At 64.1% G+C, this 21,558-nt stretch carries 21 protein-coding genes and 1 pseudogene; 15 read left to right on the forward strand and 7 right to left on the reverse strand.

Annotated features, from left to right (window positions below; translation table 11 throughout):
• Positions 1-95: pseudogene (locus GGQ90_RS18925) on the forward strand (PEP/pyruvate-binding domain-containing protein); the annotation flags it as partial.
• A gap of 30 nt (positions 96-125) precedes the next feature.
• Here the strand turns inward: GGQ90_RS18925 and GGQ90_RS18930 are convergent.
• The 4 genes from GGQ90_RS18930 to GGQ90_RS18945 all read right to left on the reverse strand — a co-directional run bounded on the left by GGQ90_RS18930 (position 126) and on the right by GGQ90_RS18945 (position 4,061).
• Positions 126-530, reverse strand: a complete 405-nt coding sequence (locus GGQ90_RS18930) for a hypothetical protein (RefSeq protein WP_188083540.1) — start codon at positions 528-530, stop codon at positions 126-128.
• Positions 531-561: 31 nt separating this feature from the next.
• Positions 562-1,788 carry an oligosaccharide flippase family protein gene (locus tag GGQ90_RS18935; RefSeq protein WP_188083541.1) on the reverse strand — a complete coding sequence of 409 codons (1,227 nt, stop codon included), beginning with the start codon at positions 1,786-1,788 and terminating at the stop codon, positions 562-564.
• 84 nt (positions 1,789-1,872) lie between these two features.
• The gene (locus GGQ90_RS18940) at positions 1,873-2,895 is read right to left on the reverse strand and encodes an NAD-dependent epimerase/dehydratase family protein (protein ID WP_188083542.1); all 1,023 of its coding nucleotides are present in this window, start codon (positions 2,893-2,895) and stop codon (positions 1,873-1,875) included.
• On the reverse strand, positions 2,895-4,061 hold the full coding sequence (locus tag GGQ90_RS18945) for a nucleotide sugar dehydrogenase (RefSeq protein ID WP_188083543.1): 1,167 nt from the start codon (positions 4,059-4,061) through the stop codon (positions 2,895-2,897). Before GGQ90_RS18945 ends, GGQ90_RS18940 begins: the two co-directional genes overlap by 1 nt.
• A 277-nt stretch (positions 4,062-4,338) precedes the next feature.
• Between GGQ90_RS18945 and GGQ90_RS18950 the strand changes: the two genes are divergently transcribed.
• Both GGQ90_RS18950 and GGQ90_RS18955 read left to right on the forward strand, forming a co-directional pair.
• Positions 4,339-5,538, forward strand: coding sequence for a glycosyltransferase (locus GGQ90_RS18950; RefSeq protein ID WP_188083544.1), 1,200 nt, complete (start codon positions 4,339-4,341; stop codon positions 5,536-5,538).
• 80 nt (positions 5,539-5,618) lie between these two features.
• On the forward strand, positions 5,619-6,461 hold the full coding sequence (locus GGQ90_RS18955; RefSeq protein WP_188083545.1) for an undecaprenyl-diphosphate phosphatase: 843 nt from the start codon (positions 5,619-5,621) through the stop codon (positions 6,459-6,461).
• A gap of 77 nt (positions 6,462-6,538) precedes the next feature.
• Here the strand turns inward: GGQ90_RS18955 and GGQ90_RS18960 are convergent, their stop codons facing one another.
• Positions 6,539-6,751 (reverse strand): hypothetical protein, encoded by a 213-nt coding sequence (locus tag GGQ90_RS18960; protein ID WP_188083546.1) that lies wholly within the window; start codon positions 6,749-6,751, stop codon positions 6,539-6,541.
• A gap of 256 nt (positions 6,752-7,007) precedes the next feature.
• On the opposite strand from GGQ90_RS18960, the gene GGQ90_RS18965 reads away from it, so the two are divergent.
• The 7 genes from GGQ90_RS18965 to GGQ90_RS18995 all read left to right on the forward strand — a co-directional run bounded on the left by GGQ90_RS18965 (position 7,008) and on the right by GGQ90_RS18995 (position 15,200).
• Entirely contained in the window at positions 7,008-7,685 is a 678-nt protein-coding gene (locus GGQ90_RS18965) for a response regulator (RefSeq protein WP_188083547.1), read from the forward strand.
• The gene (locus GGQ90_RS18970; protein ID WP_188083548.1) at positions 7,682-8,698 is read left to right on the forward strand and encodes a sensor histidine kinase; all 1,017 of its coding nucleotides are present in this window, start codon (positions 7,682-7,684) and stop codon (positions 8,696-8,698) included. The genes GGQ90_RS18965 and GGQ90_RS18970 overlap by 4 nt, the downstream gene beginning before the upstream one ends.
• Before the next feature lie 56 nt (positions 8,699-8,754).
• Positions 8,755-9,855 (forward strand): efflux RND transporter periplasmic adaptor subunit, encoded by a 1,101-nt coding sequence (locus tag GGQ90_RS18975; protein ID WP_188083549.1) that lies wholly within the window; start codon positions 8,755-8,757, stop codon positions 9,853-9,855.
• A 6-nt stretch (positions 9,856-9,861) separates the two neighbouring features.
• The gene (locus GGQ90_RS18980) at positions 9,862-12,933 is read left to right on the forward strand and encodes an efflux RND transporter permease subunit (protein ID WP_188083550.1); all 3,072 of its coding nucleotides are present in this window, start codon (positions 9,862-9,864) and stop codon (positions 12,931-12,933) included.
• Complete coding sequence (locus GGQ90_RS18985) at positions 12,930-13,229, forward strand: DUF3240 family protein (protein WP_188083551.1); 300 nt, start codon at positions 12,930-12,932, stop codon at positions 13,227-13,229. The genes GGQ90_RS18980 and GGQ90_RS18985 overlap by 4 nt, the downstream gene beginning before the upstream one ends.
• Positions 13,226-14,467 (forward strand): TolC family protein, encoded by a 1,242-nt coding sequence (locus GGQ90_RS18990; protein WP_188083552.1) that lies wholly within the window; start codon positions 13,226-13,228, stop codon positions 14,465-14,467. The genes GGQ90_RS18985 and GGQ90_RS18990 overlap by 4 nt, the downstream gene beginning before the upstream one ends.
• 172 nt (positions 14,468-14,639) lie before the next feature.
• Complete coding sequence (locus tag GGQ90_RS18995) at positions 14,640-15,200, forward strand: YkgJ family cysteine cluster protein (RefSeq protein ID WP_188083553.1); 561 nt, start codon at positions 14,640-14,642, stop codon at positions 15,198-15,200.
• Between the two features lie 475 nt (positions 15,201-15,675).
• Here GGQ90_RS18995 and GGQ90_RS19000 read toward each other — a convergent pair whose 3' ends face one another.
• Entirely contained in the window at positions 15,676-16,041 is a 366-nt protein-coding gene (locus GGQ90_RS19000; RefSeq protein WP_188083554.1) for a DUF7668 domain-containing protein, read from the reverse strand.
• Between the two features lie 181 nt (positions 16,042-16,222).
• Between GGQ90_RS19000 and GGQ90_RS19005 the strand changes: the two genes are divergently transcribed.
• The 5 genes from GGQ90_RS19005 to GGQ90_RS19025 all read left to right on the forward strand — a co-directional run bounded on the left by GGQ90_RS19005 (position 16,223) and on the right by GGQ90_RS19025 (position 20,054).
• On the forward strand, positions 16,223-17,107 hold the full coding sequence (locus tag GGQ90_RS19005) for a LysR family transcriptional regulator (protein WP_246428319.1): 885 nt from the start codon (positions 16,223-16,225) through the stop codon (positions 17,105-17,107).
• Between the two features lie 127 nt (positions 17,108-17,234).
• The gene (locus tag GGQ90_RS19010; protein WP_188083573.1) at positions 17,235-18,206 is read left to right on the forward strand and encodes an alpha/beta fold hydrolase; all 972 of its coding nucleotides are present in this window, start codon (positions 17,235-17,237) and stop codon (positions 18,204-18,206) included.
• 60 nt (positions 18,207-18,266) lie between these two features.
• Positions 18,267-18,896, forward strand: a complete 630-nt coding sequence (locus GGQ90_RS19015; protein WP_188083556.1) for a pyridoxamine 5'-phosphate oxidase family protein — start codon at positions 18,267-18,269, stop codon at positions 18,894-18,896.
• Complete coding sequence (locus GGQ90_RS19020; RefSeq protein WP_223178346.1) at positions 18,896-19,366, forward strand: nuclear transport factor 2 family protein; 471 nt, start codon at positions 18,896-18,898, stop codon at positions 19,364-19,366. The genes GGQ90_RS19015 and GGQ90_RS19020 overlap by 1 nt, the downstream gene beginning before the upstream one ends.
• 268 nt (positions 19,367-19,634) lie before the next feature.
• On the forward strand, positions 19,635-20,054 hold the full coding sequence (locus tag GGQ90_RS19025; protein WP_246428320.1) for a hypothetical protein: 420 nt from the start codon (positions 19,635-19,637) through the stop codon (positions 20,052-20,054).
• A gap of 349 nt (positions 20,055-20,403) precedes the next feature.
• Here GGQ90_RS19025 and GGQ90_RS19030 read toward each other — a convergent pair whose 3' ends face one another.
• Positions 20,404-21,516: an ROK family transcriptional regulator gene (locus GGQ90_RS19030; RefSeq protein ID WP_188083558.1), complete on the reverse strand. Its 1,113-nt coding sequence runs from the start codon at positions 21,514-21,516 to the stop codon at positions 20,404-20,406.
• Positions 21,517-21,558 lie beyond the last annotated feature (42 nt).

Below are 21,558 nucleotides of genomic sequence, written 5' to 3' on the forward strand. Positions count from 1 at the left end.
TCGGCAGGGCTCCGGCAATCATCAAACTGCGCGAAAGGATCAAGCGACAGACCATCGAACATCGGCGCTTGCAGCACCGCAAGTTCGCCGCCTAAGATCAACCCCCTGACGAGGTCCGCACTCCGCTAATCTACGCCGCGAGTTGTGCCGAATGTTCTGACGACGGACAGGGGCTTGCCGTGGAAGCGGGCGGCGGCACAGGCGATCAGCGCGGTTTCGGAAGGCAGACGGGCAATCACCACATCGGCCTGCTTGACCGCGGCGAAGATCGCCTTGCGGGCGTCCCGTATCCCGCGCAGCCGATCGATGCCGCGACGGGCTGGCAAGAGCTGAAAATCGACGCGGGGGCCATCGGACCGGCGCTGGCCGGCCGGGTCGGGCAGCGGAATGGCGCGGCTGACCACGGTCAACTGGTCGAAGACATCGAGATAGCTTTGCCATGCCGGATAGGGAAATTTCCCGCCGATGGTGAAGACGGCACCGTCGGCAGAGCGACCGAAAATATGATCGACGGCGAAAAGGGCTTTCATTGCGGGTGGCTCGCTGTGGGCTGGTTGCAGGTCATCGGTGCGCCTGGCTCCGACCCGCCTGGATGAAGGCGCGCACGAACAGGAGCAGGACGATCATTTCGATCGCCGCCCGCGCGAGCGCGATGCCGATCCCCCCGGTTGTGGGGGCGATCAGCGCGGAGAGCAGCAGGTAGAGGAGGGTCGAGGCAATGAAGACGAGCGCGCAGAAGCTTTCCTTCCGCAGGCTGGTCAGGCCCACCTGGACCAGCACGCGCGACGAAGCGGCGAAGGGGACCATCAGCATCTGCGCGGCGAAGATGCGCGATCCTTCGGCCAGGTTCGCCCCGAACATGATGGGGTAGATGATCCCCGCAAGGGCGATCGTCACCGCGCTGGCGCACAGGTAGAAGCCGCCGATGCCGATGACATAGCGCCGGATGTCGCGATAGGCGGCACCCGGATCGCCGGCCATCAGCCGCCCGATCCGGGGCAGGAGGACGCGGGTCAGCGGCACCGTCGTGTTGATGGCTGCGGTGGTCAGCTTTTCGCCGGCCGCGAAATAGACGACCTGCAGCGGATCGGACCATATCGCCAGCGCGACTACGCTCCACCGGTTGGTGAGGGATGGAAAGCCGGTGAAGAAGAAGAAGCGCAGCGACAAAGTGAGGGATGCCAGTAGTGCCCCGGGCGAGGTCAGCCGGAAGCCGTAGCTTTTGCGGGCGAGCAGGTGGCCGTAGATGGCGGCGATCAACAGCGGAATGACGAAGAGCCACAGCGCCAGCAGGGCGTCGGCCGGTCCCCGGACGAAGGTGAGGATCAGCGCGAAGCTTGACAGCGAGCAGGACAGGTCGATGCCGGCGAGCGCCTTGGGCCGTTCCGCCGCGATATAATACCATGAAGCCGAAAAGCCGTAGGCGAGGCCGATCGCCAGCGCTGCGACATAGGCACCGCTGTCCGCCAGCAGATCGACATAATGGCAGATGATGGCCAGCCCTGCGGCGACCAGCAGGAACATGACAGATCGGCCGAGGCAGAGTTCGGACAGCACGGCGCCGGTCACATGCCGGTCGCCGCTGGCCAGTTCGCGCACCGACATCAGGCCATAGCCGAATTCGACGAAGACGCTGCACATCAGCCCCACCGCCATCACGGTGGAGAAATAGCCCATCGCATCGATCCCCAATGTCCGTGTGAGATAGGGATAGACCAGCAACGGCGCCGCATAGCGCAGCAGTTGCGAGATGGAGGCGAAGGCGAGATGGGAACCCAGCCGTGGCATCGGGCCTCTTGTCGATAGAGCGCGCCCGCCGGTCATGACGGGTCTGTCATGCAAGAAGGCCGGCGCGCGCTGAGGGTGGGGGCGTCAGAGCCGGTAATAGTCACGATACCAGGCAACGAAATTGCGCACCCCCTGCGCGATTGGAGTGGAGGGGGTATAGCCGGTGAGGTCGCGGATCAGGCTGGCATCCGCCCAGGTCGCCGGCACGTCGCCGGCCTGCATCGGCATGAGGTTGCGGATGGCCGTCCGCCCGGTCGCTTGCTCGATGGCGGCGATGAAGTCGGTGAGCTGTACCGCCTGGGAATTGCCGATATTGACGACGCGGAAAGGCGCGACCGGCGATTGGCTGTCGGCTTCGCTCTGTGGGGCCTGCGCGCCGTTTTGCGTGCCCGTGTGGGGGATCGCGTCCAGCAGCAGGCGGATGCCTTGAATCAGATCGTCGATATAGGTGAAGTCACGCCGCATATCGCCATAATTATAGACGTCGATCGGCTCGTTTCGCAGGATGGCCTTGGTGAACTTGAACAGCGCCATGTCCGGGCGCCCCCAGGGGCCGTAGACGGTGAAGAAGCGGAACATGGTGGTCGGCAGGGCGAAGAGATGGGCGTAGCTGTGCGCCATCGCCTCCGTCGCCTTCTTGGTCGCGGCATAGAAGCTCAACTGATGGTCGGCCTTGTCGGTCTCGCGATAAGGCATTTTCTCGTTGGCACCATAGACCGATGAGGTGGAGGCCAGCAGCAGATGCTGCGGCGGAAAGGCCCGTGCAGCCTCGAGCAGTTCGAACGTGCCGACAAGGTTGCTTTCCAGGTAGCTGCGCGGATTCTCGATCGAATAGCGGACGCCCGCCTGGGCAGCGAGATGGACAACATAATCGGGCCGATAGTCGCGGAAAACATCCATCAGCAGCGACGGCGTCTCGACCGCCTCGTTGATCACGACGAAATTGGGATTGTGCTGGAGCAGAGTCTGGCGGCGCTGCTTGAGGCCGACATCATAATAATCCGACAGATTGTCGATGCCGATGACGTGAAAGCCATCGGCGAGCAGGCGGCGGCACAAATGATAGCCGATAAATCCGGACGAGCCGGTAACCAGGACGGTTCTCATCAATCAACTCCGTAGATGTCGCGGGTGAAGATCTTCGCCTCGACGTCGGCGAGGTCCTGCGACTTGCGATTGGCGATGATCACGCTGCAGCGTGACTTGAATTCATCGAGATCGGCCAGCACCTGCGACCCGAAGAAGTCAGGGGTGCCCAGGGTGGGTTCGTAGATAACGACTTCGATCCCCTTGGCCTTGATCCGCTTCATGATGCCCTGGATAGCGCTCTGACGAAAATTGTCCGAACTGGCCTTCATGACGAGCCGGTAGATGCCGACCGTTTGGGGCTGTTTCGCGATGATCTGGTCGGCCAGGAAATCCTTGCGGGTGCGGTTGGCATCGACGATCGCGGTGATCATGTTCTGCGGCACGTCGCTGTAATTGGCGAGCAACTGCTTGGTATCCTTGGGCAGGCAATAGCCGCCATAGCCGAAGGACGGGTTGTTGTAGTGGTTGCCGATCCGCGGATCGAGGCTGATGCCGTCGATGATCTGGCGGGTTTCGAGGCCGCGATGCAGGGCGTAGCTGTCCAGTTCGTTGAAGAAGGCCACGCGCATCGCGAGATAGGTGTTGGCAAACAGCTTGATCGCCTCCGCCTCGGCCGGGTCGGTCAGCACCGTTTCGATATCCTGGCGGATGGCGCCCTGGCGCAGCAATTCGCTGATGACCTGCCCCAGCATCGATTTTTCGCCCACGACGATCCGCGAGGGATGGAGATTGTCGTGCAGCGCCTTCCCTTCGCGCAGGAATTCCGGTGAGAAGATGATGGTGTCGGTATCGAACCTGTCGCGCATCGCCTGGGTGAATCCGACCGGGATCGTCGACTTGATGATGATAACCGCCTGCGGGTTGATGCGCGTCACCTGTGCGATGACCGCTTCGACGCTGGAGGTGTCGAAATAGTTGGTCGTGGGATCGTAATTTGTCGGCGTGGCGACAAAGACGAAGTCCGCACCGACACAGGCCTGGTCGAGATCCAGCGTGGCCGACAGGTCGAGGTCGCGGGTTCCCAGATAGTCTTCCAGATCCGCATCGACGATCGGGCATTGGCGCGCATTGACCGCATCGACACGGTCCGCGGCGACATCGACGGCCATGACATGATTATGCTGAGCAAGCAGAACAGCATTTGAAAGGCCGACATAGCCCAGTCCGACTAACGCTATGTTCATGCGTAATCCCTCGATTCCTGTCCGGTATGTGATTTTGTCATGAATTCATGGCGCGGTGGCGCGTGGGTTTCCCTGATATACGGGACGAAATCGCGGAATTGCGCTGCATCCGAACGCCGTCGCGTGAATGCAGCGCAATTCCTCTCTCCCTTCCATGACGATGATGAGCATACGCGTTCACATCTCGTCGTCAATGAAAGAAATCAACTTGATTGATATTTACGAATCAATGCGAATCAAATAGCCGTCCCGTCCAATGCTGTTCATCGGGGGCTATATGAAGATCGTACACATCATCACCCGGTTCATCCGGGGCGGGGCCGACGAAAACACCCTTTATTCCTGCAACGGACAGGCCGAGCAGGGGCATGAAGTCTATCTGATGTACGGGCGGGAAAATCATGCGGACATATTGGGGCGCCTGCATCCGGACGTCCGACCGATCTGCATCGACGCGCTGGTGCGCGAGGTCAGCCCGGTCAAGGATCTGCAGGCGTTGCTCGACATGGGGCTGCGGCTGCGCAAGATCCGCCCGGACATCGTCCATACCCATACCAGCAAGGCCGGCTTCGTCGGGCGACTGGCGGCGATGTTCTCGCAATCGCCGATCATCGTCCATGGGGTCCATATCCTGCCCTTCCTGAATGTCGGCCCGATGGAACGGCGCATCTATCTGGCGTGCGAGAAGATGCTGTCGCCGGTGACCGATGCGTTCGTGGACGTCAGCGCGGGCATGAAGACGGAATGCCTGGTCAACCGGATCGGCGACGAGGATCGGCATCATGTCATTCCCAGCGGCATGGATGTCGCGGCGTTCCAGCAGGCGGAGCCGCTGAGCGAGGCGGAATTGGCCGCGATGGCCGAGGCGCCGGCGATGGGATGGGCGGACGCGCAGTTGATGCTGATGGTAGCCGCGTTCGAGGAGCGCAAGCGCCATGTCGAGTTTCTCGACATCTTTGCGCGGATCGTTGCCGCCAATCCGCGGGCCTGCCTGCTGCTGGCCGGGGCGGGGCCGCTCGAACCGGCGATCCGCGCGCGCATCGACGCGCTGGGGCTGGCCGGCCATGTCCGCGTGATCGGTTTCCGCAAGGATATTGCGCGGTGGATCAAGACGGCGCAGCTGTGCATCCTGGCGTCCGAACGCGAAGGGCTGCCGCGCGTGATCGTCCAATATGCGCTGGGTGGCAAGCCGATCATCGCCACCGACCTGCCGGGCATCGATTTCATCGTCCAGAATGACGTCACCGGCTTTCGCGTCGACACGGTGGAGGCGATGGAGCGGCCGATCAATCTGGTGCTGAGCCATGAGCCGACGTCCGAGCGGCTGGAAGAAGGGGTGCGGGGCATCGACCTCAGCCCCTGGAGCGTGTCGTCGATGAACGAGCGGCTCGAAGCGCTCTATGCCGATCTGTGGGACCGCAAGATCGGACCGCGGCACAATGATGCGCAGGCCTTCCCGGCGGTCAGGCAGGCCTGAGCCCAGGCCAGCGCAGATTCGGCTGGCCAGCGCCCAAGGGCCTTGCCCTGGGGCATTTTTTCATGTGAGAGCAACGGCCCATGGACGATCCCGCACTCTGGTTCGAAGCGGCATGTCTCGGCCTATTGCAGGGACTTACCGAATTTCTTCCGGTCTCGTCGAGCGCACATCTGCGGATTGCGGGCCTGTTCCTGGGGGCCGGGAAGGATCCGGGTGCGGCGTTCACCGCGATCACCCAGATCGGGACGGAGGCGGCGGTGCTGCTCTATTTCCGGCACGACATCGTCCGCATCGCCTGGGCCTGGCTGCGATCCTTCCTGTCTGGCCCGCAGGGCAGACCGAGCGATGTGCGTATGGGGTGGCTGGTCCTGCTGGGGACGGTGCCGATCGTCGTGCTGGGCCTGGCGTTTCAGCATGCGATCGAGCATTCGCTGCGCAATCTCTATTTTACAGCGTCGATGCTGCTGCTCTTCGGCATTGCACTCGGGCTGGCGGATCGGTTCGGGGCGAAAGTGCGAAGGGTGGAGCGGTTGACCTTTGGCCATGGCCTCGTCCTGGGGCTGGCGCAGGCGATGGCGCTGATCCCCGGCGTGTCGCGCTCGGGCGGGACGATCACGGCGGGGCTCATGCTCGGCTACACGCGTGAGGCGGCGGCCCGCTATTCCTTTCTGCTGGCGGTTCCGGCGGTGCTGGGATCGGGCTTCTATCAGCTCTGGAAAAGCTGGGGGCAGGCGGGCGAGTTCGGCCTGGCGCAGACATTATTGGCGACGCTGATCGCCTTCGTCGTCGGCTATGGCGTGATCGTCGCCTTTCTGAAACTGGTGAGCAGCCGCAGCTATCTGCCCTTCGTCCTCTATCGCCTGATATTGGCTTCCTGCCTTTTTGCACTGCTGGTGACCGGCAGGATATCAGCCGTCGCATGACATTGGCGGCACGGACAAATGCCCCTCAGACACGTGCGCTGGGCCGGCTGGATTGGACGGAAAAATAAGGTCAGGCCTCATTGATTGAGCCAGTAGACAATGGTGGTGGCGATGCAAATCGCGTACATGAAGCTATGGGCGCATCTGTCGTAGCGTGTGATGCGTCGCCAGACCTTGAGCCGACCGAGCAGGTTTTCGATCTTGTGGCGCCGACGGTAGGGTATGGTGTCGTGCTGCATCCTCTCCCAGTCGCCAAGCAGGGAGTCGGCGCGGGGCAAGGCGTCGAGCATCAGGGCAGCGCCCCCTCTAGCCGCTCGTCTGCCCCTCGCTAAGCAGCATGACCGGCGGTCTGCCCTGGCCGTCCGCCCGTGGCATGCCGTGCGACCGCGAAAATCAAGGTTCGATCCGGCCCATCCGTGCCTCCGAAAGCCAAATCAGATTGTTCATGGCGACGCCTCCTCGCGCTGCTGGCAGAGGCGAAAGAAACTTCGCCAATGTCGGAAAAATCTGTTGATCGGACATGTCTGAACCGGGATGAGACCTATCATGCGTGTCTTGTTGATCGAGGACAATGGTCGTCTGGCCGCTTTGCTGGTGGCCGGCCTTGAGCGGCGGGGTTTCCATTGCGACCATGCTGAAACTCTGACCACTGCGACCGAGGCCGTCGTGGCCCAGGTCCATGATGTGCTGATCGTCGATCGAGGCCTGCCCGATGGCGACGGCATCGCCTGGTTGCGCGACATCAGGCGGCAGGGGCATATGCAGCCGGCGCTGATCCTGACAGCACGCGACGCGCTGGAGGATCGGATTACGGGACTGGATGCCGGCGCCGACGATTATGTCGTGAAGCCCGCCGAGGTGGACGAGATCGCGGCGCGCATACGTGCCCTGATGCGTCGCCCGGGTCCGCGCGCCCAGACCGAATTGCGCTTCGGTCCGCTGCTGGTCGATTCTGCACGCCGCAGGACGCTCTGCGCCGGTCAGGCGATCGACCTGTCCCGCCGCGAAACCGATCTGCTGGAACTGCTGTTGCGTCAGGCCGGCGCCGTGGTCCGTCGCGAGAGCATCGAAAGCGCGCTCTATTCCTTTGCCGAGCCGGTCACGCCCAATGCGGTCGAGGCGACGGTGTCGCGACTGCGCCGCAAGCTGGAAGATGCTGGCGCGCGCGGCATGCTCCATACCGTGCGCGGCGTCGGTTACATGCTGCGGGAGCCGATAGCATGACCCCGCGCCGCTCGATCGCCCGTCGCCTCTTCATCGGCCTGTCGATCGTCGGCTTCATCGGCACCGCGCTGCTGCTGGTCTTCATCATCAACGAACATCGGCAAAGCTTCACCGCGTTGGGTGATCCGGCCGCCGCCCGCCATGCCTTCCGCGAACTGTTCGAACATGTAATCCTGCCGATCCTGGTGCTGATCATCCCGATGGGCATGGCCAGCCTGATCGTGATCCGAAAGGCGCTGGCGCCGCTGGGGGAGGCGGTCGCCCAGTTGCAGGTGGCCGAACGCCATCAGCGCGGCGTGCTGATCGATCATGCCGCTTTCCCGACCGAGGCCGTGCCCTTTGCCCAGGCCGTCAACCGCCTTCTCGGCCAGCTTGACCAGGCGGCGCGTGATCATGAGGCGTTCGCCGCCGATGTCGCGCACGAATTGCGCACGCCTCTGGCGGTGCTGGCGCTCGAACTGGACGGGCTTGACCATCCCGACGCACCCCGTCTGCGTGCCGAGGTGATTGCGATGCGCCGCCTGATCGACCAGTTGATGCTGCTCGCGCGGGTCGAGGCGCAGAGCGCGGCCCAGTCGATCCGCGATATGGTGCGGCTGGAGGATGTCGGCGCCGACATCGTCAGCCTGTTGGCGCCCGGCGCGATCGCGGCCGACAAGACCCTGTCGCTGACCCGTGTGGGAGAAGCCGTGCCGATCGTGGGCCAGCGCGAGACGGTGGCGGCGGCGCTGCGCAACCTTGTCGAAAATGCGCTGCGCGTGACGCCGGCGGGCGGCGCCGTCACCGTGATCGCTGGTCCCGGTCCACGCTTGCGCGTGAAGGACGGCGGCACCGGCCTCACGCCCGAGCGGCTGGCCGAACTGGTCCAGCGCCATCGCCGCGCGGATCATGCCAGCAGCGAAGGCGCCGGGCTGGGGCTGGCGATCGTCGCCCGCATCATGGCGGCGCATGGCGGCACCCTTTCCAGCGTGGCCGATGCCCAGGAACTGGTGCTGGACTTCGCGCCGCTTTGATCGGCCCAAGGCCGCTCGTCAGGGTCTCGTCAGTTTGACCGACTAGGGCAGAGGGCATGGTCCCGCTATTCCGATTCGTGCGCCTGCCCGGCGCTTTCGCTCTCCTGTCGCTTGCCGCCTGTTCGGGGGAGCAGGCCGTGCCCGCCAATGACAGCGCCGCGGCGCAGCCGGCGGACGGATCGATCCCGCTGACGGCGGACAATATTGCCCGGCTGGGCCTGAAATTCGACGCGGCCGTCGCTGCCACCGAAGCGCCGATCGCGGTCGTGCCCGCCCTGATCGCGCCGCCGCCCAATGCCCGTGTCGCCGTCGCCGCCACCTTCCCCGGCGTCGTCACCCGCATCCTGGTGGTCGAGGGCGAGGAAGTGCGGCGCGGCCAGCCGCTGGCGATCGTCTCCAGCCGCGATGTCCTGTCCATGGGCGCGGACCTCAATCGGGCAAGCGCACGGCTGGGCGTGGCGCAATCCAGCGCCATCCGCCTGTCGCAACTGGAGCGCGAAGGCATTATCGCCGGCGCCCGCGCGGACGAGGCCCGTGCCGTGCTGGGTGAAGCCCGCGCCGATGTGTCGGAAAAGAGCCGCATCCTGACCATGGTGAACGGATCGGGCGCCAGCGGCACCTACACGCTGACCGCGCCGATCGCCGGCCGCGTGACCAGCGCCACCATTCATGCCGGCAGCGTCGCGGACGGCACCACCGCCCCCTATGTGATCGACGCGGCCGGCCAATATGAGGCGCAGGCGCAATTGCCCGAGCGGCTTGCGGGCCAGGTGAAGCCCGGCATGACCGTGGCGCTGGGCGATGATCTGCGCGGCACGGTGACGGCGGTCGGATCGACCATCGATCCCGCCACCCGATCGGTAACATTGAAGGCCAGGCTGCCGGCCGGTCCCGGTGCCATGGCCGGCCGCGCCACCAGCCTGTCGATCTTCGGCCCGGCCCCGGCCGGTGCCGCCATGGTGCCCGCCGCCGCCGTCACGACGCTGCCCGGCGGCGACACGCTGTTCGTGCGCACCCGCGCCGGCGTCGTCGTGCGCCCGGTCAAGACCGGCGGCAAGGACGGCGGGCGCATCCTGATCCTGTCCGGGGTGAAGCCGGGCGAGCAGGTCGTCGTTACGGGCACCAGCGCGCTCAAGCCGCTGGCGATGGGCGAGTAAGGCGGGATGCTCAAATCGCTGGCCGCCTGGGCGCTCTCCTATCGCCTGATCGTCATCGCGCTTGCCCTGCTGACCGCCGGGCTGGGCGCCTGGGCCTTCGTCAACCTGCCGGTCGACGCCTATCCCAACATCGCCCAGACCCAGGTGAAGGTGATCCTCAAGGCCCCCGGCATGACGCCGGAGGAGGTGGAAAGCCGCGTCATCACCCCGATCGAGATGGAGATGCTGGGCATTCCGGGGCAGGCGATCCTGCGTTCCTCGGCCAAATATGCGATCGCCGACATCACCATCGATTTCGTCGATGGCACCGACATCTACTGGGCGCGCAGCCAAGTGGCCGAACGCCTGTCGGGCGTGATGGGCGATCTGCCGCCGGCGGTATCGGGCGGCATGGCGCCGATCTCGACGCCATTGTCCGACATCTTCATGTTCACGATCGAAGGGCCGCTCGGCCTGGAGGAAAAGCGCACCCTGCTCGACTGGACGATCCGGCCGGCGCTGCGCACCGTGCCGGGCGTTGCCGACGTCAACGCGCTGGGCGGTTATGTCCGCACCTTCGAGGTGCGGCCCGATCCGATCGCGCTGGCCAGCGCGGGCCTCAGCATCGCCGATCTTCAGGATGCGATCGAGCGCGGCAACCGCAACGACGGCGCGGGCCGCCTGTCGCAGGGCGAGGAATCGCTGATCGTCCGGGCCGTCGGTGCGATCCGGTCGGAAGCGGACCTCCAATCGATGGTGATCGCCACCCGCAATGGCCGCATCGTCCGCATGGGCGACGTTGCGACCGTCGGCACCGGCAGCCTGACCCGCTATGGCGCGGTCACCGCCAATGGCAAGGGTGAGGCGGTGCAGGGGCTGGTGATCGCGCTGCGCGGCGCAGATGCCCGCGCCGTCGTCGATGGCGTCAAGGCGCGCGTCGCCGAACTGGAAAAGACCCTGCCACAGGGCACGACGATCGCCGTCTTCTATGATCGCTCGGACCTGATCGATCGCGCCGTCGGCACGGTGGAAAAGGCGCTGATCGAGGCGACCATCCTGGTCATCATCCTGCTGATCCTGTTCCTGGGCGACTGGCGCGCGGCGGCGATCGTGGCCGCCACCCTGCCAATGTCGGCGCTGGTCACCTTCCTGATGATGCGCGGCATGGGCCTGTCGGCTAACCTCATGAGTCTGGGTGGCCTCGCCATCGCGATCGGCATGCTGGTCGACGGCGCCGTCGTGGTGGTCGAGAATATCGTCGAGCGGCTCAATCATGCGAAGGATGACGGCCCGCCTCGGCTGCACACTGTCTACCGCGCCACCGGCGAAGTCGTGGTGCCGGTGTCGGCCGGCATCGTCATCATCGCGCTCGTCTTCCTGCCTTTGCTCTCGCTCGAAGGGCTGGAGGGCAAGCTGTTCGCCCCGGTCGCGCTCACCATCATCTTCGCGCTGGCGGGATCGCTGCTGATCGCGCTCACTCTGGTGCCGGTGCTCGCCTCGCTCGGCCTCAAGGCGGGCCATCATGGCGACCCCTGGATCATGCGCAAGCTGACGCCGCGCTATCGTGCGCTGCTCGACGGCGCCTTTGGCCGCAAACGGCTGGTCTATGGCCTGGCCGCGCTTGGCCTCGTGCTGGCGGGGCTGGCCTATGGCACGGTCGGCAAGACCTTCATGCCGTCGATGGATGAGGGATCGGTGATCGTCCAGACCGCCAAGCTGCCGACCATCAATCTCGACCAGTCGGTGCTGGGCGACACGGCGGTGCAGCAGTCGCTGATGAAGGATGTGCCCGAAATCGCCCAGATCATCGCCCGCGTCGGCACCGACGAGATCGGCCTCGATCCGATGAGCCCGAACGAGACCGACAGTTTCGTGGTGCTGAAGTCGCAGAAAGAATGGCGCAGCGACAAGGCGTTCGTCGTCGATGAAATCCGCAAGTCGCTCGACCGGCTGCCCGGCATCGAGCCGACCTTCACCCAGCCGATCGAGATGCGCGTCTCGGAAATGCTGACCGGATCGCGTGGCGACCTTGCCGTCAAGATTTTCGGCCCGGACCTCGCCACCCTGTCGGACCTGGCCGGACAGGTGCAGAAGATATTGTCGAAGACGCGCGGCGCTTCGGAGGTGATGACCGTCGCCAACGACCATGTCGACTATCTCCAGCTTGATATCGATCGCGCCGCCGCCGGCCGCTTCGGCATGCCCATCGACCAGATGCAGGATACGCTGCGCGCCCAGATCGAGGGCGTGCATGCCGGCGTCGTCGCCGACGGGCAGAAGCGCGTGCCGATTTTGGTCAAGGGCGACGAGACGATCCGCAGCGATGCGACCCGTTTCGCCGACCTGCCGCTGCGCACGCCCGACGGCACCGTCGCGCGGGTCAGCGACATGGCGCGGGTCGAGCGCACCGAGGGGCCGGTCAAGCTCGACCATGAAAATGGCTCTCGCTATGCGCTGGTCCAGGCCTTCGTCTCGGGCCGCGATCTGGTCGGCTATGTCGATGAGGCACGCGCCACCGTCGATCGCGAGATCAAGATGCCGGCCGGCTATCGCATGGTCTGGGGTGGCCAGTTCGAAAATCAGCAGCGCGCCTCCGCCCGGCTGATGCTGGTCATCCCGGCCGCGCTACTGCTGATCCTGCTGGTGCTGCTCATGACCCTGCGCTCGATGCGCGCGTCGCTGCTGATCCTCGCCAACATCCCCTTCGCCATGGTCGGCGGCATCATCTCGCTCTGGGCGTCGGGCCAATATCTCTCCGTGCCCGCCTCGGTCGGATTCATCGCCCTGCTCGGCATCGCGGTGCTGAACGGCCTCGTCCTTGTCGCCTATTTCCGTCAGCTGAGGGAGGAGGGGCAGAGCATGGCCCAGGCCGTGCGACTGGGTGCGGAACGCCGGCTGCGCCCGGTGCTGATGACCGCCAGCATCACCGCCTTCGGTCTCGTTCCGCTGATGTTCGCGACCGGGCCGGGGTCGGAAATCCAGAAGCCGCTCGCCATCGTGGTGATCGGCGGGTTGATCAGTTCGACCCTGCTCACCCTCATCCTCCTGCCCATATTGTTCGAGCGCTTCGGTGAAGGCGCCACGGAAGCCCGATCATGACCGATATGCTGTTGACCTTCTATTGCGCCGCGATCGACCGCGATGGCGTGGCCGACGCGCTGCGCAGCCATATCCAGGCGCCGCTCCATCTGCGCGACGAGCAGGTGCTGGGCCGCGATTTCGGCGACGCTGGTGCAGGCGAGCAGGTGCGCGGCGCGCTGCGCCGGGCGGCGATCGACCTGATCGTGGCGGCGGACGATATCGATCCGCTGGTCGCCGCCGTCACCGATGCGCGGCGGGGCCATCCTGTCCGCTGGCATGCCTGCCCGGTCGCGGCACGGGGGCGCGTCGCATGATCCGCGCGTTTCTCCTGACGGCTACGGCGCTTGTCGCCACGCCCGCCTTCGCCCAGCGCACCGACCTCCCGCCCGAACCCTTGGTGGTGGAGGCGCTGGATACCCATCCCGCCGTGGCTGCGGCGCAGGCGCGCGTGCGTTCGGCCGAGGCTGGCGCGGCCATGCTCCGCCGGGGCGGTCATGAATTCACCTTCCAGGGCACGGTGTCGCGCCGTTCGGCCGAGGGGGAGGGCGATTATGGCGAATATGATGTCAACCTGACCCGCCCGTTCCGCCTGCCCGGCAAGGCGTCGCTGGACCGCAAGGCCGGCGAACTGGGCGTCGAGGTCGCCCATAATCTGATGGAGGATGTGCGGCACCAGACCGCGATCGCCTTTTCCGATCTGTGGCATGACTGGTTGCTCGCCAGTGCCCAACACCGCACCGACCTCGATTCCGCCGCCAGCCTGACGCAGGACATGGCGGCCGTGCGCCGCCGCGCCCAGTTGCGTGACGCATCCCTGCTGGACCTGGACCAGGCTGAGGCCGCGCTCGCCCAGGCGGAGGCGCAGGCCGCAAGCTCCCGCGCGGCGCGGGATGAGGCGCGGGTGAAGCTCGCTGCCGGCTTCTCCGGCCTTACTCTGCCCGAAGAGGCGCCCTTGCTCGCCGATCCGGCCATGCCGGCCACGGCGCTGGAGGATCTGCGCAATCTGGTGATCGAGCGCAGCCATGAAATCCGCGCTTCGGAACGCGAGGCACAGCGGCTGACGCTGGTCGCTCGCCGGGCCGCGTCGGATCGCATCGCCGATCCATCGCTCGGCGTGCGCGTCTTCAGCGAACGGGGCGGGCTGGAAAAGGGCGTGGGGCTGGTCGGCTCGATTCCGCTTGGCGGTGGTTATCGCCGTGCGGCCCATGACCAGGCGACCGCAGACGCCAGCGCGGCCGAACTCGACCTTGCCCGCGTGCGGCGCGAGATAGAGGCGACCGCCGCCGCCGATTTCAGCAATGTCCGTGCCCGCGAAGCGGTCTGGCGCAGCATGGCCAGCGCCGCCGTCAGCGCCGCCGCCGCCGCGACCCGGACGAAAAGAGGCTATGAACTGGGCCAGATCGACCTGGCCGATACGCTGCTCGCCCGTCGCCAGGCGAACGAGACGCGCCGCCAGGAAATCGACGCCCGCGCCACCCTGCTGCGCGCCATCCTGCGCATCCAGATCGACGCGCATGAGGTCTGGACCTCGCAGGAAGGGCATGAGGATTGAAGGTCTGCATGGGGGGATTAAAATTGGAACGTCGCATGGCGATGAAGGGGTGACTGAGCCATCAGTGCCGTGCCATTCGCATGGATCGCATATCGTCTGATGCTATCCTGTGCGATTGTGCATGACCGTTCCTACTTGCATTCTATCCCCAGCTCGACGCACTTGCATCCCAATGCACACAGTTGATGATCTGGAAACGACCCTGTTTGGTCCAGTGCTCTCCAACCGGATGTGTGGAGACTGCACGATCTGTTGTACTGTCCTCACCGTGGACACGCCTGATTTCAAAAAGCCGGCTGGAACCCATTGTGCACATCTGGTCGCAGATGGATGCAGCATCCATGCCGTGCGCCCGCATATTTGCAGAACCTGGTTTTGCGCCTGGCGCAGGATCGCGGACATGCCCGAGGAGGCCCGTCCCGACCGGTCCGGCATTCTGGTATCGCTCGATTTTGTTCGCGAGCCGCGTAACTGCTTCGAAGGCGTATCGATCATGGTACGCCTGCTCCCCGGCAGCGAAGCGATCGAAAATGGCATGGCCGGCACCATCCTCGACGGCGTCTGCGATGAGTTGGTGCCGGTTTGGTTCACCGACGGATCGAAGAAGATGTTGATGCATCCCGACAACAGCGTCGCCAGCTTCTTCCTGTCGGGAGAGGCCGCGCCTGCGCATTTGAGAGCCGAAGTGACCGCCTGGCGCGAGCGCTACGCGGCATTCGCGGCCAAGAGATAGTCTGAGCACGCCGGGCCGGTGCCGCGCAATCGCGAAGGCAAGCGCGATGATCAGCAGCTTGGTGTCGGCATAGGCCTGGCATCGGCCAGGCGGTTCATCGCGGAGGTCCTGTGTCGCTGTCCTTTCCCTGGCGGCGCATCGGTAGTCCTTCCCGATGATCGCGTCATCCTGGCGGTCGCGCTTGATCGCCACCTTCATGCGCTGGTCGGGAAACCGTTTTGCCCGCTCGCAACACGGTCGTGATCGGAGGAGCCGGCTTCACCCGGCTGAAATTCTCGGAAATCCGCGTCATCATCGTCGATCGATCCCAACATGTCGCGCTGGCAATTATGGTGCCATGTCCTGTCAGCAGGCCCGTCGGCTGGGTGCATTCGCGGGAGATAATCCGGCGGCCGATCTGCTGGGTTTCCCGCCCGTCTGCTCTGGAGCGCGGACGTGGTTACTAGACCAGCAGCTTTTGGGCATGGCCTACACCTTAAGGGACATGCCCCGACGGCACTTCAATTCGCGTATTGTCGCTATCCCGTAGGGTGGCCTGAAGTGTCAGGTCGCCGACATCTCCACCTTCGGTCGAGCGATCGACGAGAAATGGCCAGTATCCGTCCATCCAACAATAAACGGCCCTGTCCCACGTTGCTGGTTTCAGAGGGGCGATAGGATCGCCGTAAGCATAAATGTTGTCCGCGATGAATTGAGCGGCTGACTGTCCAGTCGGCGAAACCCCCTCGATCACATGGGTTTGTAGGGCAAAATCTCCAGCAAAAAATGCGTCAGCGATAGCATGAAAGGCGGCACGCCGTTCCGGTGGTACGGGATTCTCAATGTCGTCCGCCTCAAGCATTCTCGCCCCGACGTCTGGTTTCGGCGATCGCGAGGCGGATAGAGGATGGCGTCAAATGGTCGAAATAGACGAGATATTAATTCGAGACATCCATTTGTCTGGATTGACCGACCCCTGGCACTGCACGCACATTCTGGTCGCAGAATTAATTCCGGGAAATGTCTTGGACCGCTGGCAAGCCATGAAGATATTCGTTCGCGTGGCGGAAACCGGTGGCTTCGCCGAAGCTGCGCGGCAGCTGCTTATGAGCCCGCCGGCGGTCACACGCGCAATTTCCGCGCTGGAGGATCAGATCGGCGTGCGGTTGCTGACCCGGACAACGCGGTCGGTGAAGCTGACCGAAGCGGGGCGCGGCTATCTGGACGATTGCCGGCGCATATTGGCCGACATGGCGGATGCGGACGCGGCGGCGGCAGGCGCCCATGGTAATCCCACCGGCACGCTGATCGTCACCGGATCGGTGATCTTTGGCCAGATGTACGTGCTGCCGATCCTGCTCGACTATCTGGACCGTTTTCCGGCGGTGACCGGGCGCAGCCTGTTCGTCGACCGGCTGGTCAATATCGTCGAGGAAGGCATCGATGTCGCCATCCGGATCGGTCATCTGCCGGATTCGGGTTTGAGCGCCATTCGGGTCGGGACGGTGCGGCGGGTCATCTGCGGCGCGCCGGCCTATTTCGAGCAGCATGTCATGCCCCGGACCCCGACCGACCTTGTTCATCATCGCATAATCGGCCCGACCGGGGCATGGGCCTCACCCGAATGGCATTTCGGGCCGGAGGGCCGGAGCAGCGTCACTGTCCACCCCCAACTTTTCTGCAACACCAATGAAGCGGCCATAGCCGCTGCCGAGCAGGGCTGGGGGCTGACCCGCGTGCTGTCCTATCAGGTCGAACGGGCACTGGCGGCCGGGCGGCTGGTCACGGTTCTGGACGAGCATATGGAAAAGCCGCTGCCGATCCATGTCATCCATGCCGAAGGGCGGCGGGCGGCTGCCAAGGTGCGCAGTTTCGTCGATCTCGCGGTCGACCGGCTGCGGACCAATATGCTGTTTCAGCAAGGCTGATAATTATTCCACAATAAGGAATAATGACTTCCAGTTTTCTCGAATTATCAGGAATGAGGACAAGGATTATCTCTGCCTCCAGAAGCTGAAGCCCTTGCTCAGCGACCTCAACAGGGTGGAGGACATGATGAAGAAACTGGTCATTTCGATGCTGCTGGCGACCGCCGGCATCGCTGCCTCGGCCGACGCGGTCGCCGCGCCTGCCAGCGCCGTTGCCACGCAGGCTGCGGCCGCCACCGTCCATTATCGCAGCGCCACGATCGATGGCGTCAAGATGTTCTACCGCGAAGCCGGCCCCGCCGACGGCCCGGTGGTATTGCTGCTCCACGGTTTTCCGACGTCGTCGCACATGTTCCGCAACCTGATCCCGCTGCTCGCCGACCGCTATCATGTGATCGCGCCGGACTATCCGGGCTTTGGCCAGAGCGATGCGCCCGACCATCGCCAGTTCAGCTATAGCTTCGCCCATTATGCCGACATGGTCGACACGCTGATGGGCAAGATCGGCGCCCGGCGCTACGCCCTGTATGTCATGGATTATGGCGCCCCGGTCGGCTACCGTCTGGCCCTCAAGCATCCAGAGCGGGTCAGCGGCCTCATCGTCCAGAATGGCAATGCCTATGAGGAAGGACTGGGGGCCTTCTGGGATCCGATCAAGACCTATTGGCAGAGCGGGTCTGCCAAGGATCGCGAGGCGCAGGCCTGGCTCGTCGGCCTCGACGCCACCAAGTTCCAATATACCGATGGCGTGCGCGACCTGTCGCGGATCAGCCCCGACAATTGGGTGCAGGACCAGGCCTTGCTCGACCGGCCGGGCAACAAGGATATCCAGCTCGATCTGTTCTATGACTATCGCACCAATGTGCCGCTCTATCCGGCGTTCCAGGCCTTCTTCCGCGAACGCAAGCCGCCGACGCTGATCCTCTGGGGCAAGAATGACAAGATCTTCCCCGAACCCGGCGCGCATCCCTACAAGCGTGACCTGCCCGACGCGGAGATGCATATTCTCGATACAGGCCATTTTGCCCTGGAAGACAAGCTGGATGAAATGGCGCCGCTGATCCGCGACTTCCTCGATCGCAAGGTCGCGGTGCGCTGAACCCCGGCGGGGCCATGGTCATGCATGGCCCCGCAACGGACGGATGACGGGAGACGGACCATGTCCTACGGTTTTCTGGATATCGCGACGACGCCGAGCGTGCGCGCGGCGCAAGCGGAGATGGGGGCGGACGCCCATTGGGCGGCGTTCAGCGGTAATCGCGCCTTTGACCGCTTCACCGACAATGAAGCCCATTTTCTGGCGGCCCGCGACAGTTTCTACATGGCCACCGTGTCGGAGGATGGCTGGCCCTATGTCCAGCATCGCGGCGGCCCGGCCGGCTTCCTCAAGCTGGTCGACGACCGGACGCTGGCCTTTGCCGACTATCGCGGCAACCGCCAATATATCAGCACCGGCAACCTCGCCGCGAACGACCGGGCCTGCCTGATCCTGATGGACTATCCTCGCCGCGCCCGGCTCAAAATCTACGTCCATGTCGAAAAGCTGGCGCTCGATGCCGATCCGGCGCTCACCGATCTTGTCATGGACAAGGATTACAAGGCGCGGGCCGAACGCATCTTCCGGCTGCGGCTGGAGGCGTTCGACTGGAATTGCCCGCAGCATATCACCCCGCGCTTCACCGAGCGCGAGATCGAACAGGCAGTCCGGCCGCTGCATGAGCGGCTGGCGCAACTGGAAGCCGAGAACTTGGTATTGCAGGATCGCCTTGCCAAGATGGGAGACGCATGATGGACAATGTGAGACCGCCGTTGCCGCCCTTCACACTGGAGAGCGCGACACAGAAGGTGCGCCTGGCCGAGGATGGCTGGAACAGCCGCGATCCGACGAGGGTCGCCATGGCCTATACGCCGCTCAGCCAGTGGCGGAACCGGGCGGAGTTCGTCAATGGCCGCTCCGCAATCATTGCCTTCCTCACCCGCAAATGGCAGCGCGAACTGGATTATCGGCTGATCAAGGAATTATGGGCCTTTGCCGACAACCGCATCGCGGTGCGCTTTGCCTATGAATGGCATGACGACAGCGGCAACTGGTTCCGATCCTATGGGAACGAGAATTGGGAGTTTGACGAGAACGGCCTGATGCGTCGGCGTTTCGCCTGCATCAACGATGCGCCGATCAGCGTGGCGGAGCGGAAGTTCCACTGGACGCAGGGGCGACGGCCCGACGATCATCCGGGGTTGAGCGAGCTAGGGCTGTAGGGCGATCTGCGATGAAGAAAAGCGGACCGACCGGACTTTGAGGTGAAAAATCGGCCCCTCAATGGCAGGAAAGGGGCGATAATGTTGAAAAAAAACGTGGGCTTGGGGTGATTGCCAAGTCCTGATTCACTGGCCCCGTCGTTGGGGGCGGGCTCATTATGGGTGATTGGATGGTGATGCAGGCGGCGCTGTTTTACAGCGAGACGGGCCAGCCCTCGGTCGATCCGGTGGATTTCCGGCACTTCATCGGTGTCGACCTCTATCGGCCGTGTGGTTGCGATCCTTCGACTGGAGCTTCTCGCCGCGTCGCGCGGACGGAAGGCCGGCGCCGCTCTTCGACCGGGTGACGGGCGCAGTCGATGCGCAGGTCGCGGCCTATTGGCGGGACAATCATGATATCGGCCACCGGATCGAGACCCAGTGGCCACGGCTGCGCCATGACCTGGACGGCAAGGTCCATGTCGTGGTCGGGACCGCCGATTCCTATTATCTCGATGGCGCCGTGCATGATCTGAAGACCGCATTTCGGAAGGTCGGTGGCCGGGCGGAGTTCATCTATGTTCCCGGCGCGTCGTACAGCATCAACGAAGTCCATGCGCGGGACGGTGATCGCAACGCCTATTATCGGGAGATGGCGCGGGCCGTGTATGTGGTAGCGCGGCCGTCAAAGGTTATCGGCGAACGTTGAGGGAGAACTTCACTGCCAGTGGGACGCCGAAAGACGCGGCAATTCGGCGTTGCGCGAAGAAGCGCCAAGCTACGGCACGGGAAACTGGACGGTCGGGAGTCGGGAAGCGCGTTTTAATCGTTCAGTGTCGTATTATAGATGAGGATGCGTAAAAGCGTTATGTCGCAAATGAAATGAGAAATATCTGAACCGCTCTGCTATGGGGAGGGGAAAGGGAAATCGAGGGTTAGGTCGATCTTGTTTCAATATTTCGCATGGCGCGATCGATACGGCGTCTTTGCATGGCCTCGATCATAGCTGAAATTTCTGCAAATTTTGTCACTTTCCGATCCTGTTGCCGAAAAATTGTTCACACATCTGCGGACAAGGCATGAATAGGCAAGAGCGCCGCGCCAAAGGTGATCGGTGAACCACGAAGGCGCGATATCTCTATGGGCGGCCGGCGCTGATGGACGGTCGTCACCAGATCGGCATCATGCAGGCGGCCAGCCAGCGCTTGAAGAATGGCGGGCGGCAAGGTGCCAGCCAGGACAATTGCCCCCGGATCAAGCCAGGCGAAGGCAGTGTTGCATATCGCTTCCAGTTGCGCGGAGGCGCGGTCCAGCCAGCTTTCGATCGTGCGGATCTGGTCCGGGGCATTGAAGTCGATGTCCGTGACCGACGACAGGTCACAACCATTGCTACGAAGCATCGCCAGCAGATCCAAGGGGCTGGGGCGTGGCAGATGCCCCGGGAACAGGCAGCCAATTTCGCCCGCCACCCCATATTGGCCGCGCACCAGCCGCCCATCGACAATGACGCCTGCGCCAATGCCGAAGCCCAGCAGCAGCACGACGATCGTGCCGAAATCCCGAAGCAGGCCACCCAGATAATATTCGGCGACGGCTGCAGCATTGGCGTCATTTTCGATCCACAGTGGCCAGCCCATTTCGGCGGACAATATGTCGCGCAGCGGCGCGTCCCGCCAGTTGGGCAGGACGTCGACGACGCTCCATCGATCGCCGGCAGGCGACAAGGATGGTCCCGGCACCGCGACGCCCAGACCCAGCATGCGACGCCCCAGCAGGCAGTGCCGGTCCACCAGTTCGTGCGTCATCCGCCGCACCTTGCGCGCAAAGCCCTGGGGATCGATCGGCGCGACGGCCTCATGATGGGTGGCGATGGTGGCGCCGGTGAAATCGACCAAGGCAATATCGATGAAGCCCTTGTGCGCCGTGGCGCCGACCGCATAGCCGCCATGGCCCGCCAGGCGCAGGGGAATCGCGGGGCGCCCACGCCCCTGTGCCTCCGCCCCCGGCACCTCCTCCACCAGATTGAGGCCGATCAGGTCGCGCGACAGGCGGGTGAGGGCGGTGCCGCTGATTTCCAGCCCGGCCGCCAGAGCGGAACGGGACAGTGGCCCGGACTTGCGCAACATCTGGAGGATGCGCCGCTGGTCCTTGTCCAGGGTAGGAAACTGCATGATCGATCCCGCTATCGATGAAAAGCGACGACCGGTTAAGGT

Origin of the sequence: Sphingobium scionense (genome assembly GCF_014197035.1) — a bacterium.
GTDB lineage: Bacteria > Pseudomonadota > Alphaproteobacteria > Sphingomonadales > Sphingomonadaceae > Sphingobium > Sphingobium scionense.